Source organism: Terribacillus sp. JSM ZJ617 (assembly GCF_044383785.1).
Taxonomy (GTDB): domain Bacteria; phylum Bacillota; class Bacilli; order Bacillales; family Amphibacillaceae; genus Terribacillus.
Genome location: NZ_JBISEQ010000003.1, coordinates 222,190 through 235,244 on the forward strand (window position 1 = coordinate 222,190; position 13,055 = coordinate 235,244).

Sequence of the window (13,055 nt, forward strand, 5' to 3'; positions counted from 1 at the left end):
CTGAAAGCAGATATAATGCATCTGGAACAACTAGACGCTGCTGGGAAGAAAAGGGGCTACGAAGAGTATGAATTGGGATGTATTTTTAGCACCATATGTACAGGTAGTAGAAGAACTGAAAGTGAAACTGAAGGGGATGCGTTCTCAATTTGAAAATGAATCACGCCATTCCCCGATTGAATTCATCACTGGTCGCGTTAAGCCAGTACGCAGTATCCTACAAAAAGCAGCCACTAAGCAGGTCACCGTCGACCTACTGCATCAAGAAATCCAGGATATTGCCGGGCTTAGAATCGTGACGCAGTTCGTCGATGATATCTATACAGTTGTGGGAATGCTAAAAGCACGAAATGACTTTACTATCGTAAATGAAATTGACTATATCGTTGAAACGAAGGAAAGCGGCTATCGGTCGTATCATATGATCATTGAATATCCGGTCGAGACGATTCACGGCGAGAAGAAAGTACTAGCCGAGATCCAGATCCGAACACTTGCCATGAATTTTTGGGCTACAAATGAGCATTCGCTAAATTATAAATACGATAGCCAAATACCGGCAGAATTGAAAACAAGATTGAAAACGGCCGCAGAAGCTGCATTCCGGCTGGACGAGGAAATGTCCAAAATTCGGGATGAAGTGCAAGAAGCGCAGCGGATTTATCATGATCAGCAGCAAATCAAAAAGCATAAATAGGGGTGTAAGCTGGGATGAAATATACGGTTCTTTCACGGGGAGATGAGAAGTCGAATGCGATCAAGGAAACAATTGTCGAACATCTGGCGCATTTCAATTTCGAGTATGATGATAAGGAGCCGGCTCTCGCGATATCTGTCGGGGGAGACGGGACTTTCCTAGAGAATTTCCATACATATGTCCATCGTTTGGACAGTACAGCATTTATTGGTATCCATACTGGACATTTAGGATTCTACGCAGATTGGGTTCCTGAGGAATTGGAGAAACTGCTGCTGCAGATCGCCAATAAACCGTACCATATCGTGGAGTATCCTTTGCTCGATATATCCATTACCCACAAAGATGGAAGGGTGGACGAGCATCTAGCACTGAATGAATGCTCCGTCAAAACACCGGATGGATCAGTTGTACTTGATGTTTCGATAAAGGGAGAGCATTTCGAAACATTCCGAGGAGATGGCCTTGTCATCTCAACGCCTTCGGGCAGTACAGCCTATAACAAGGCGTTGAATGGGGCTATTATTCATCCTTCTTTGGCATCCATACAAGTGACGGAGCTTGCTTCGATTAATAATCGTGTTTTTCGGACGATAGGTTCTCCGCTCATTTTGCCGAGCCATCATCCATGTACACTGAGACCGACCTTGGACAAAAGTTTCCTGATAGCCATTGATCATATGACAGAAAATCATTCAGATATCGAGTCAATCACTTGTTCAGTCGCCAAGCAGCGTGTTCGGTTTGCGCGCTTCCGTCCGTTCCCATTCTGGAAACGTGTGCACGACTCATTCATTGCAGATAAGAGGTAAAAGCTATGAAATTAAGCTGGACCTTGCAGGAGGAAATTGTCATTAAGGATTTCCTTAAACAGCAAGGAGTATCAAGAAGACTATTTAAGACATTCAAGGAGGAGCCGCAGCTGGTAACACTCAATCAGCAGCCGGCGCCTCTTTGGCATGCCGGGAAAGCAGGGGATAGCTTAGAAGTGGAGCTGCCGAAAGAAGAAGCTGGTGCTTATATGGAAGCAGAGCCGCTCGAGCTGCCTATTGTATTTGAAGACGAACACGTATTAGTCTTGGATAAGCAGCCAGGGGTGGCAGTGATTCCATCTATGAATCAGCCGTCAGGTACGATTGCGAATGGTTTGCTTTGGCATTATCAGACACAAGAGCTTGCTTATACTGTCCATATACTGACAAGGCTTGATCGCGATACTTCGGGACTGATGCTTGTTGCAAAACATCGCTATGCCCATACGCTTTTGGCTGCAGACCAAAAGCAAGGAAAAATACAGCGGTCATATGTCGCGCTGGTGGAGGGCAGTATGGAAGAATCATCCGGGACAATCAGCAAACCGATCGGCAGGAAAGAAGGCTCGATCATTGAACGGGAAGTACGGCCTGATGGACAGACAGCAGTCACTCACTTTCGCCGTCAGACCAGCTTCGCTGATCATACATTAGTTGAAATAAAGCTTGCTACTGGAAGGACGCATCAAATCCGTGTTCATATGGCATCACTTGGACATCCGCTCGCCGGTGATACACTGTATGGCGGTGGTACGGGTGTCATCAGCCGACAGGCACTCCATTCCCAGCAGCTGCGCTTTATTCATCCGTTTACGAAACGCGTACTGACCTTTCATTCACCGGTTCCGGCTGACTTTTCAATCGAATGAACGGAATTTCTCTTCGACGAACGGCTGCTGGGACGGGACGCTATGCAAGGATTGTTCTGGAAAGCGACAGGCGGTAAGCTTGTTGCCGAAGACACAGCCTGTATCGATATTGATAGTATGATGAATGGTGCGGGCTTCCAGAACCGGGGTATGGCCATAGATAATCCAGTCTTCCCCATGATAATGCTTAGCCCAGTCCAGTCTGACTGGACGGCCAAGTTCATCCATTTCACCAGTCGTATCTCCATAAAGAACAAAGCTTTTCACTTTTTTCCCTTCCTTGCCGATTAGGGATTCTTTAATACCAGCATGTGCTGCCACGACGCCTAGTTCCGGGATTTGTTTGTATAGAGGTGCTTTTTTGTAGAGCTGCAGGAACATATTAGATAGCTTTCTGCGCTTATTCGGTTCACAATTCTGGAGTTCAGCTACTGTTGTTTCTAATCCATGTTTCACTTGTACGTTATTACCGCGCAGGTAGCGGTATAGCTTATCACAATGATTACCTGGTACATAATACCCCAGCTCATCTTCGACAAGCCGGTAAACGAGTTCTATTACACCTAAGGAATCGGGGCCGCGATCCGTCAAATCTCCGATGAAAAATGGCCGGCGTTTTTCTGGATGGACAGGCAAACGATCCTTTATGTCATATCCTAACTTACTGAATAGCTCGAAAAGCTCTGGCAAGCAGCCATGCACATCTCCGATAAAATCTATTTTCATATGAATCACTCCTATATACAAAAAGGGAAAGCTTATAATAGCTTTCCCTTTTTACGTAAGGCTTATTTCTGTGTTTCAAACATGAATGTACGTGTTCTCGAGTGAATATTGAGCACGATACCGATTGCAATCATATAGGCGAGCGTCGAACTTCCTCCATAGCTGAGGAATGGCAGCGGAAGTCCGGTAATCGGTACGAGTCCTACCGACATCCCGATGTTCTGGAATATCTGATAGGTGAACATCCCGATGAACCCGGCTGCCAAGTAACTGCCGAATGGCTCGTTGCTCTCCAGTCCGACTTGAATCATCCGATAGATGAGGATGAAGAATAAGAAGAGCACAATTGCGGAACCGATAAACCCAAACTGTTCAGCGATGGCAGAAAAAATATAATCTGTATGTCTTTCCGGAATGGAGACCTGGAAATTTGATGCCCCTTTTCCGAAAAGAATTCCTGATCCAATGGCCATCAGTCCCAATCTGTACTGGTAACTGGAATCAGGATATTTTTCTGGATAAAGCCAGCCGAGGAATCGGCTCTCGACGTGTTTGAATATCGTTTCCTGCAAGAAGGCACCGACCTGGTTCGGTAAAATATAAGCCAGAATTGCTACAAATAAACTAATACCAAGGATAACACCCAATATGGTCAACAGCAGCCTCCAGCTGATTCCTGATACTAAAATCGTAGCTCCAAGAATGGAACACAGTACAAGGAAACCGCCCAGGTCAGGCTGTACAGCAATCAGACCCATAGGGGGCAAGGCTACTGCAAACAGCTTCCCAAGCAAGAACAAATCTGTTTTATTTGTGCGGACTGTATTCTTTTCGTTATGGGACATGATGACATGCGCCAAAGCGATAACGACAAACACCTTCACAAATTCAGCAGGCTGCATTGAACCGATACCCGGCAAGATGAACCAGCTCGTCGCTCCGTTTGCTTCATTGATGATGGCAGCTGGGAATTTGAAGAATAACATCAACAGCATAACCATACCAATTCCGTAGAAAATCCACACGAGCTGGCGAAGCCGGTCATAATCAAGCAGCATCATAACAGCAATGACGACAGCACCAAGGACGTACCACATAATCTGGCGCGGCATATATTGTGTTTGGGCGGCGATACCGGATAATGTCGGCTGCAGCTCGAATAACGTGAATGAAGAGACGATACAAAGCAATATCAAAACTAATATAATTGTTAGATCTAACCGGAATTTGTTAGAATTCATACACAAAACCTTTCTTTCGTTCCTTCCGCATCTCTAGCTGCTATAAAAGCGATTAGATTTTGCAAATGAGTGGAATATAATCTTGTTACAGTTTACAACAAAATGACGGATAAATTAAGTGAACTCTATTAAAGTTTTTTAAACCTTTCACAGAACGACCGTTTTTACGTTGACAAAGGGCAAGATTTTACTTACTATTGAGTGTTCTTGCAAGCGAGGAGGCAGACGTATGGATCATTTGGAAAACCAAGAAATCTTACTATACCAAAATAAAATCAGGGAAGCACTAGCTAACCAGCAAATCGACCAATTTCGTGCAGAATACCTAGAATTGCACCCGTATGATCAGGCGGCAGTTTTTGAGGAACAGCCAGAAGAAATCCGGAAGCAGATTTATTCTTATCTCTCACCAGATGAAACCGCAGAGATTATGGAAAACGTCAACTGGGAAAATGCAGACCTGTATTTCACTGAGATGTACTCACGTTATGCAGCGCAGGTACTGGCCGAGATGTCAGCAGATGATGCCGTCGATATATTGAAGGAAATGGATAAAAACAAGGTTGCTAGTTTCATCACGATCATGGAAAAGGAATCAGCGGATGAAATCAAACATCTTCTGCATTATGAGGATAAAACGGCCGGAAGTATCATGACGACTGAATTCGTCAGTGTCAGCGCAACCGATACGGTGCGGGAAGCGATGCTGCATTTAAGAGCTGAAGCACCGGATGCTGAAACAATTTATTATACGTATGTCGTAGACCAAGATAAGAAGCTGGTCGGCGTCATTTCCTTGCGAAATCTTATTATAGCGGAGAAAGACTGGCTCATTTCAGAGGTGATGAGCGACAGGATTGTCAGTGTCGACGTCGGTGGCGATCAGGAGTATGCTGCACAAATGATGCGTGATTATGACTTCCTGGCACTGCCAGTTGTCGATTTTCAAAATCATATTCTCGGTATCATCACAGTCGATGATATTCTGGATGTTATGGAAGAAGAAGCAGATGAGGATTACAGCCGTTTAGCCGGTGTCAGCGATACAGAAAGAGGAGAAGACAGTGCTTTTGTGTCTGCTCGCAAACGGCTGCCATGGCTAGTTGTTCTCCTTTTCCTCGGTATGATTACGGCCAGCATGATTAGTCGTTTCGAAAATACGCTGAGCCAAGTCGCTATACTTGCGAGCTTTATTCCGCTTATCGGCGGGATGGGGGGGAATACCGGCACCCAGGCACTGGCAGTTGCGGTGCGAGGTATGGCTACGGGGGATGTTGCTAAACGCGGGAAAATGCGAATGGTAATGCGGGAAGGGCTGACAGGAATTATCACTGGACTAAGCTGTGGTATCGTCATTACATTAGTCGTGACCATCTGGCAGAAAGACTTCTTCCTAGGCTTACTTGTCGGTTTATCCATTTTTGCGACGTTGATCATTGCTACACTGGCAGGAGCTATCATCCCGCTGCTCATGCATAAACTGAACATCGACCCGGCCATCGCTTCAGGTCCGTTCATTACGACTATTAATGACATCATTTCCATTTTAATTTATTTCGGGCTGGCGACAGCTTTTATGGGACTGCTGACAAGTTAATATGTGAAAAAAAGACTGTCTGGAGACAGTCTTTTTCTTTTGGTCAAATTGGGCACCCTCTATCATCAGCTGCATATAATGGGTAGGAATCCTAATGCAAAGGAGGACGTTGCGTGTCCAATGAAAAGGTAAGGAGACAGCAGCCATTGCTGTTCATAGCCCAGCCCAAGCTTGAGTTGCCAAAGGCAGAAATGCAGCAGGCCTATCGTTCGGCAAAAGGAAAAAAGAAAGAAGTACTGACAGAAGAAGAAAAGCAAGAAACTGCACAGATAGAGGAAAAACGTATAGCTGCTGCACGAGCAGAGGAGAAAACACAGACAGCTGAGAAGAAAGAAGCACCAACCAGTAAAAAAGTGAATTTCAAGGAATTGACGACGGTCGAAAAGATTGAGTATTTCTTGAATCTGCCTTCTCAAATCCCGAGAATGAAATGTGAAATCGTTACATCAGAAGGCAGCTTGATCGGCATCATTTCAGGTAGGGAAGAAGATCTAATTCAATTTAAATCCATACGGCGTCCGTTTAAACGGGAATTGAAGATTGAAGATATCCGTGACATCAAAATGCTAGGCTTCTAAGAAAAAAGTTCAATCTTGTAATCAAGATTGAACTTTTCCTGTTTTGAACTGGATTAAGCAGTTGTGCCAGTTGTACCAGTAGGGAATGCAGAAATAGCTGGCAAGGTAGTGATGTGTGCAAATTTAGTTAAATCAACTGTGAAGCAAAGGCCAGTTGCTGCTAAGCCGGTAACTATCTGATCATCGACACCGTCAGGAATGAGTGTGATATCAGCTGGGCTCCGAAGCAGTTCCAATACAGCAGCGTCATCATCGTAAACTGCCTTTACACGGAAGTAGTAGCTTGCAGCTACCGGTCCGAGTGTTCCTGGAGTTGCTCCTGGAGCTACTCCATATCCGCGGAAGATACCACCAAGGTCGTTATAAAGGCAGATTGGTACTGTATCGAAACCAACAGATCCTCCAAAGTTCCAAGAAGATCATTAATGGATTGTTCCGCACTTGTTGCACAGCACTCGCTGGAGATATCTCTTTGTGCATTAGCAATTTCTCTGACGATATCTACAACGATTGATGAACTTTCTCGCTCTCGCGTTGCATTGCTCATGATTTTACCCCTCTCGAAATGATAAAGTAATGACGTTTCGTCTTTAATAAGATATGAGAGGTCACTTGTTATGTGTGGGCACTTAACTGCATTATGCAAGAAGTTGGTAGGTATTTGCTATTGAAGAAAAAACACAGGATTAGGCGTACATAGCACACCTTATCCTAATGGGTTACATAAACTATCAAGACTTGAGTCCAAGGAAAAAGGAGTGAAAGACATGTCGCAGGAAAAAAAGGTCATCCACGTGAAGAATCTCATCATCAAAGCTGACAAAGTAGTGCTTGATGCCGACGATATCCATAAAGATAAGCACGATCATGATGATAAAAAGCACGATCACGATGATAAGAAACATGATTATGATTTGTTCTTTGGTTCCGGCCGTAAAAAAGATGAAGATCATAAAGAGGATAACAAACACGATCATGATGACAAACACGATCATGGTTTTGATTTTGATCCAATATTCGGTTTCCGACGGAAGAAAAATGAACATAAACATGATGACAAACATGATCATGATGATAAAAAGAAAGACGACGATGATAACAAAAGACGCCCTAACTTCTGGTTCTGATAAAAGCAGCCTCGGCTGCTTTTTTTTATGGTTAAACAAGGAAGGATACGGGAAAAAGTAGAATAAGATACATAAAGGAGGAGATTGTATGAGTTGGACAGTACCGGTTTCATCCTATCAGTATATGGATTATCAAAATAGGATCAACAGCACAAAAACCGACCGTTATGTAATTGAAAGAACGAATCCTGTTATGTCCCATAAAACGAAGGATACGTTTGAACAGTCCGTTCAGGATCGACTTGATTATCAAATTGTCTTGCATCGTCAAAATCAAAGATCAGAAGAAAAAGAAAAACCCTTCGATAGCCAGACATATAGCCTTCTAACCGGAAAAGGGCGTCACATTGATACACAATGTTAATTTTTAATGATAGGCTCTTGTAAACAAACCGTTGGTAGGTGTCCATTCAGCATATGCTACATCTGCCACAGTATCAAAACCTTGTTTTTTGACTTCCTGTGAGAGCCAATCCAAGGTTTTTCCACTATTGATGACATTATCTTCAATTATTTCTCCATCAAGAATAAAGGAAATAGGAAGTGGGTTAGGCTGCTCTTTAAGCTTTAAATCACCTCTAGTGGGCGCCTGGTACTCGCTTTTCTTCAAGACACTCAAACTTCCATCTGATTCGATGATAGCATAATCCACTTCCGCTAAAGAAAATACATTATTTGATCTAAGCTGGTGCATCAATTGATTGAAGTCCATCTTATTTACTTTCATATCCTTGTATTGAATTTCACCTTTAGAAATAATGACTGAAGGTTTTCCTTCCAAAAATCCACGCGTTCGTTTGAATCTCTGAGTTAGTTTTTCAATGACAAGCATCAGTACCCCCCATGTAATAAGAGCAACAGCAATATGAGAGATACCCGTTTCCGGATCGAACAAAGCATTCCCGAACAATTCTCCTGCTGCAATAGCAGCGATGAAATCGAATGGTGTAATTTGATTCATTTGTGTTTTTCCAAGTATTTTCGTCAAAAGGAAAAGTCCAACAAATCCGAATATCACTTTCGCGATTATTATTCCGTATTCTCCCACGAGCAACACAACCCTTCTAAAAGAAAGCATGCCCAAAGGAAACGTAACTATACAAAAAATGAGACCTCCAAAAGGAAGTCTCACAGCTGTTTTGTCATCGTTTTATGCGGAATGCCCGCATCCATGAATTCTTCTGAAACGACTGTATAACCTAATCGTTCATAGAAAGGAATGGCCTGAGTTTGCGCGTTAAGTTTCGCTTTTTGCATGCCGCGTTTTTTGGCTTCCTCCTCCATTGCCCACATTAGTTCATTGCCATAACGTTTGCCCCGGAATTCTTTCAGGATGCAAATGCGTTCCATCTTCGCATACTCATCGAGTAATCGCATTCTGGCAGCTGCTCCCGGAGTTCCATCCTCGTACCCGACGAAATGGATACTTTCATTCTCCAGTTCATCGATTTCAAGATCGGCCGGTACTTTTTGCTCCTCAACGAATACAAGTGTCCTTACTTGGAAAGCATCTTGCTGTTGAATACTGTTTTCTGCTACGAATATTTCCATGATTATTCCTCACCTAACGTAAAAGTTTCTTTCACGATCCATTTCCCGTCTTCTTGTTCCTGAAGCAGATGGAACTGTGTGGCTTGTTCTTCATATTGAAATTGCTTCAGCTTCAGCGTTCCATGCAAATCGGCATATTCCCCATTGGAAAGATTTTGTGCAATCGTGATATGCGGAATGAATGCATATGCTTTTTCACCTTCGAAGAAACCATGATATAGCTTTTCGTGCAGTGTTTTTAATTCCTCAGAAGGTGTCACCTTGAAATAGAGTGTATTATGAGCAGGTGCAAACGTACTTACTTTTTCAATTTGATAAGAGAAGGGTGCTGTTTCGCGTGCAATTCGTTTCAGTTCACTGACAGCATCGATCAAATCATCTTCTTCATTCAATGTGAATGGCTGTCTTACCTTCATATGCGGTTTGATGAGTGCGTAAGCGGAGTCGTATCGTTTGCGGTACGAATTAGCTTCTTGCTGCACTTGCTCAGATGGGAAAATTGCTACAGTGTAGTTCATCTCAATACCTCCAATTAAGAATGAATAGCATGCGTATCGTTTGCTTTATGCTTCTTATTATACCAGAGACAGGGCCTGCTGTATGCGGCCGAAGGTTCAGCCGAATACGTCTATCAGGACCTGTTTCATATCACACTGCCAATACTTCCATGTATGTTCTGCATTCTCCAGTTCCCGATACGTATAATCAACAGGCTTTGTGCGGAAGTATTCCTGCAAGCTCCGGTTCGGTTCCACAAAGTCAACCTCTTTCCCGAAGCTTGTAGGAACCTTTGTCTCATTCGTACCGATCGTATGATAAATAGACAAGCTATCCAGCTGCTTTGCTTCTCTTACTTCCCGCATGACAGCTTCATCGATTAATGGAGACTGCATTACAACGCCTCCGAATGTATGCGGAAAGCGAAGGGCAGCAACAAGGGAGAGAGTGCCGGCCAGAGAATCACCCATCAATATCCTGGTTGCTCCCATATGTAATGTCGGCAGATCATCCTCCAAAACCGGCAGCACTTCATGAAGAAGGAACTGCAGAAAGGCTTCGTGTTTCTTTCCATCAGGATGGTATTTATCAATTCGGTCGTAACGGTCGCGATAATGGATGCCGGCGAAAACTGTATTTTGAATCTGACCATCACCATGCAGCTGATCGCTTAACGTCGCGATTCGCCCCATTTGGAAATAATCGTTGCCATCCTGCATGATGCATAGCTGATACTTATACATGGGAGAAAAGGTCTCCGGTTTATACCATCGCACTTCCAAGCTTTCATCTAAATAGATACTGTCTATGATGGCACTTTCCATCTTACCATTTCGTTTCATCTGCTAAACCTCGCTTTGTGAAAGGGTTGTGATGTCATTTTACCATGAATGGCAGGAAGAGAAAGAATAATACAGGATGTTAGGGTAATGTACAGCCTTTTGGAGTGAATTGCTTCCTCTTTAACTCCATAGAAAAAGGATCCATTTCACAGAATCGAAATGGATCTGGCGGGGTGTATGTAATCCAGGAATCATTTGTTTTTTTCCATGACTGCAAAGTAATTTCCTTCATGATCTGCAAAGTTGAAAACTCTCCCAGATGGCATTGCCACTATTTCCCCAACTGTTACGTGATCAGTTGATAAATCTTCATGCAGTCTATCAAGGTTATCCGAAAAGAACAGTAAAGAAGGGGTACCAAGATTCAGTTCAGGTTCCATTTTCGCAATAATTTCTTTGTTGTGGAGAATGATACTTGTTTCCGCATTATTTGTAGGTGCGATTTCAATCCATCTCATACCCTGGCCGTCGTCTTCTTCCGCTATCACTTGAAACCCCAGTTTTTCTGTCCAAAAATGAACTGCATGATCCTGATCGCTAACATATATCATGACTTGACCAACGTGATTAATCATTATTATCTCCTTTTTAATTTGAATGTGCCTATACATTCTGCATTGGAGTGGAATTTACCTTTTAGAAGTACTCATATTATAAAAAAAATTTGACTCTGGAGATCAATAAATAGAGCACGAGCTGGGGTTCTGCTGGAAAACTAATAAGGAAATAGAAACAAGGAGATGCATAACGTACAAAGTCCAAATATCCATTATGAAAATTATGGTAATATCATTACGGAAGGGATGATATCAATGAAGCAGATGAAAGGAATCATGCAAGTTTTGAAGCTTGCTGAAAAGCTTAAATTTGAAATGCGGCATAGCTGGCTGTCGAACGGCAGGCGAGAGAGTGTAGCAGAACATACATGGCGCGTAGGGCTGATGGCTGTGCTGATAGAACCGTACATAGAAGAAAAATTAGACATGGCAAAGTTGCTGAAAATGATCATGATTCACGATTTAGTCGAAGCAGAAGCAATGGATGTTCCTGCTTTTGATACACTGTATGATGCAAAAAGAAAAGAACAAAAGCAGCTGGCTGAGCAAACTGCCATGGATAACATAAGGGCAACTTTGGAAGAAGAGCCAGGTAAGGAGCTGCAGATACTTTGGCTTGAATTCGAAGCAAAGGAAACATTCGAGGCAAAGGTAGCCAATGCTTTAGATAAGCTGGAAGCACAGCTGCAGCATAATGAAGCAGCGATGGATACATGGCTGGATATTGAGAAAGAAATGGTTTATATGCTGAAACCCCATACGGAATTCCATCCGGTACTGGAGGATCTGAGGCAGGTTATTGTAGGTGAGGCAGAAGAGAAGTTGAAAGCGAATGGTTATGTTCAAAGCGTGGGTCAACCAGAATGATCATGGGGATCAGTCATAGCGCGTTTGTTGTCAGGGATCTTTCTCTTTATAACAAGGGACCAAAAACCGATCAGCGGCCAGCCGCCCCTCTCAAAATCAATTTTTTGGTCTTTATCCCGGAACCATATATAGACAAGCGTACGCGTACCAGCATTCTAAAACAGTGACATCACAAATGGGTACCAAAAGACAAAACTGGCAATGCCATTCAGCTCTGGAACGAAAATATTATCGAGCATGTCTTGCCAACCTTTATGTATTACACTGACTGAGCTATCAAAGTATAATAGAGCAATTCAAGTATTATTTGGGACTACTTGAAATGTGGATATACATGGCAAATCCAGGTTTTTACACTTTTAAAATTTATCTACTTTTCTGTATTTGCTTTATGCAGTTCTATATGTTATGATGAATTTAGTTATTTTTGTTCGGTGTAAGATTTGCAAGAAGTATTATATATCTTGAGATAATATGTTTGAACAAGGGTAGTAATATATTTGTGGGAATTCCCACAACAGGAGGCAACAATTATGGAACAAGGTACAGTGAAATGGTTTAACGCAGATAAAGGATTCGGCTTCATCGAAGTTGAAGGCGGAGAAGATGTATTCGTACATTTCAGCGCTATCCAAGGCGAAGGCTTCAAATCTTTAGACGAAGGTCAAAAAGTGACATTCGATATCGAACAAGGTCAACGCGGAGCACAAGCTGCTAACGTTAACAAAATCTAATTAAAGTAAAAGAGACTCCTTCGGGGGTCTTTTTTTATTTCTTTGATTAGCTATAAAAAACATATTATATCTACTTTTGAAATTTCGGTATAAAAATACCAGAGTTGACAGAAGTTCTTTGGGGAATCATAAAGGCGGACATAATATATATTGAATTGATACCCGAGAGGATGAGAGCTATGAGCGCAGGAATATTCCGTAATGGAGAAGTAGTTAAAATAAAAGATTCGAATGAATTAGTAACGGTCTTGAAAAGTCATTATGTGAAAAACATGAAAAAATACTCTTATGTAGTCAATAAATATCCAAGTACTTTTTTCTTTGAAGAAGAATTGATGAAACATGAAAATAGGTAATAA

At 42.6% G+C, this 13,055-nt stretch carries 19 protein-coding genes; 10 read left to right on the top strand and 9 right to left on the bottom strand.

The genetic code is table 11. The annotated features are described in order from the left end of the window. The first annotated feature begins 67 nt into the window (after positions 1-67). Genes yjbM through ACH6C1_RS12615 form a run of 3 tightly spaced genes read left to right on the top strand, consistent with a single transcriptional unit; the run spans position 68 to position 2,378 of the window. Entirely contained in the window at positions 68-697 is a 630-nt protein-coding gene (yjbM, locus tag ACH6C1_RS12605) for a GTP diphosphokinase (protein WP_095219459.1), read from the top strand. A 14-nt stretch (positions 698-711) separates the two neighbouring features. Continuing rightward, a complete protein-coding gene (locus ACH6C1_RS12610; protein ID WP_038559402.1) occupies positions 712-1,509 on the top strand; it encodes an NAD kinase in 798 nt (265 codons plus the stop codon). 5 nt (positions 1,510-1,514) lie between these two features. Continuing rightward, complete coding sequence (locus tag ACH6C1_RS12615; RefSeq protein ID WP_374077532.1) at positions 1,515-2,378, top strand: RluA family pseudouridine synthase; 864 nt, start codon at positions 1,515-1,517, stop codon at positions 2,376-2,378. Here ACH6C1_RS12615 and prpE read toward each other — a convergent pair. Further along, complete coding sequence (prpE, locus tag ACH6C1_RS12620; RefSeq protein WP_374077534.1) at positions 2,367-3,104, bottom strand: bis(5'-nucleosyl)-tetraphosphatase PrpE; 738 nt, start codon at positions 3,102-3,104, stop codon at positions 2,367-2,369. The two genes, ACH6C1_RS12615 and prpE, sit on opposite strands and share 12 nt — an antisense overlap. Before the next feature lie 62 nt (positions 3,105-3,166). Beyond that, positions 3,167-4,345 (bottom strand): FtsW/RodA/SpoVE family cell cycle protein, encoded by a 1,179-nt coding sequence (locus ACH6C1_RS12625; RefSeq protein WP_095223817.1) that lies wholly within the window; start codon positions 4,343-4,345, stop codon positions 3,167-3,169. Between the two features lie 229 nt (positions 4,346-4,574). On the opposite strand from ACH6C1_RS12625, the gene mgtE reads away from it, so the two are divergent. Together mgtE and ACH6C1_RS12635 are read left to right on the top strand one after the other, a co-directional pair. Continuing rightward, on the top strand, positions 4,575-5,942 hold the full coding sequence (gene mgtE, locus ACH6C1_RS12630; protein WP_374077537.1) for a magnesium transporter: 1,368 nt from the start codon (positions 4,575-4,577) through the stop codon (positions 5,940-5,942). 113 nt (positions 5,943-6,055) lie between these two features. Further along, entirely contained in the window at positions 6,056-6,520 is a 465-nt protein-coding gene (locus ACH6C1_RS12635) for a CotO family spore coat protein (protein ID WP_374077539.1), read from the top strand. A 53-nt stretch (positions 6,521-6,573) separates the two neighbouring features. Here the strand turns inward: ACH6C1_RS12635 and ACH6C1_RS12640 are convergent, their stop codons facing one another. Both ACH6C1_RS12640 and ACH6C1_RS12645 read right to left on the bottom strand, forming a co-directional pair. After that, positions 6,574-6,894, bottom strand: coding sequence for a CotY/CotZ family spore coat protein (locus ACH6C1_RS12640; RefSeq protein WP_374077811.1), 321 nt, complete (start codon positions 6,892-6,894; stop codon positions 6,574-6,576). Continuing rightward, the gene (locus ACH6C1_RS12645; protein ID WP_374077541.1) at positions 6,846-7,067 is read right to left on the bottom strand and encodes a CotY/CotZ family spore coat protein; all 222 of its coding nucleotides are present in this window, start codon (positions 7,065-7,067) and stop codon (positions 6,846-6,848) included. The genes ACH6C1_RS12640 and ACH6C1_RS12645 overlap by 49 nt, the downstream gene beginning before the upstream one ends. Before the next feature lie 220 nt (positions 7,068-7,287). Here ACH6C1_RS12645 and ACH6C1_RS12650 point away from each other — a divergent pair, with 220 nt between their 5' ends. Together ACH6C1_RS12650 and ACH6C1_RS12655 are read left to right on the top strand one after the other, a co-directional pair. Then, a complete protein-coding gene (locus tag ACH6C1_RS12650; RefSeq protein ID WP_374077543.1) occupies positions 7,288-7,647 on the top strand; it encodes a hypothetical protein in 360 nt (119 codons plus the stop codon). An 88-nt stretch (positions 7,648-7,735) separates the two neighbouring features. After that, on the top strand, positions 7,736-8,011 hold the full coding sequence (locus ACH6C1_RS12655) for a hypothetical protein (protein WP_374077545.1): 276 nt from the start codon (positions 7,736-7,738) through the stop codon (positions 8,009-8,011). 3 nt (positions 8,012-8,014) lie between these two features. On the opposite strand, the gene ACH6C1_RS12660 is transcribed toward ACH6C1_RS12655, so the two are convergent. The 5 genes from ACH6C1_RS12660 to ACH6C1_RS12680 all read right to left on the bottom strand — a co-directional run bounded on the left by ACH6C1_RS12660 (position 8,015) and on the right by ACH6C1_RS12680 (position 11,113). Continuing rightward, positions 8,015-8,695, bottom strand: a complete 681-nt coding sequence (locus ACH6C1_RS12660) for a DUF421 domain-containing protein (RefSeq protein WP_374077814.1) — start codon at positions 8,693-8,695, stop codon at positions 8,015-8,017. Positions 8,696-8,775: 80 nt separating this feature from the next. Further along, complete coding sequence (locus ACH6C1_RS12665) at positions 8,776-9,198, bottom strand: GNAT family N-acetyltransferase (protein ID WP_374077547.1); 423 nt, start codon at positions 9,196-9,198, stop codon at positions 8,776-8,778. 2 nt (positions 9,199-9,200) lie between these two features. Continuing rightward, positions 9,201-9,716, bottom strand: coding sequence for a 2'-5' RNA ligase family protein (locus ACH6C1_RS12670; RefSeq protein ID WP_095223825.1), 516 nt, complete (start codon positions 9,714-9,716; stop codon positions 9,201-9,203). 96 nt (positions 9,717-9,812) lie between these two features. Then, complete coding sequence (locus ACH6C1_RS12675; RefSeq protein WP_374077549.1) at positions 9,813-10,538, bottom strand: alpha/beta hydrolase; 726 nt, start codon at positions 10,536-10,538, stop codon at positions 9,813-9,815. A gap of 191 nt (positions 10,539-10,729) precedes the next feature. Next, entirely contained in the window at positions 10,730-11,113 is a 384-nt protein-coding gene (locus ACH6C1_RS12680; protein ID WP_374077551.1) for a VOC family protein, read from the bottom strand. A 237-nt stretch (positions 11,114-11,350) separates the two neighbouring features. Here ACH6C1_RS12680 and ACH6C1_RS12685 point away from each other — a divergent pair, with 237 nt between their 5' ends. The 3 genes from ACH6C1_RS12685 (at position 11,351) to ACH6C1_RS12695 (ending at position 13,052) form a co-directional block, all read left to right on the top strand. Beyond that, positions 11,351-11,962, top strand: a complete 612-nt coding sequence (locus tag ACH6C1_RS12685) for an HD domain-containing protein (protein WP_374077553.1) — start codon at positions 11,351-11,353, stop codon at positions 11,960-11,962. 533 nt (positions 11,963-12,495) lie between these two features. After that, a complete protein-coding gene (locus tag ACH6C1_RS12690; RefSeq protein ID WP_038559445.1) occupies positions 12,496-12,696 on the top strand; it encodes a cold-shock protein in 201 nt (66 codons plus the stop codon). Positions 12,697-12,875: 179 nt separating this feature from the next. Beyond that, positions 12,876-13,052: a hypothetical protein gene (locus ACH6C1_RS12695; protein WP_176465781.1), complete on the top strand. Its 177-nt coding sequence runs from the start codon at positions 12,876-12,878 to the stop codon at positions 13,050-13,052. Positions 13,053-13,055: the final 3 nt, after the last annotated feature.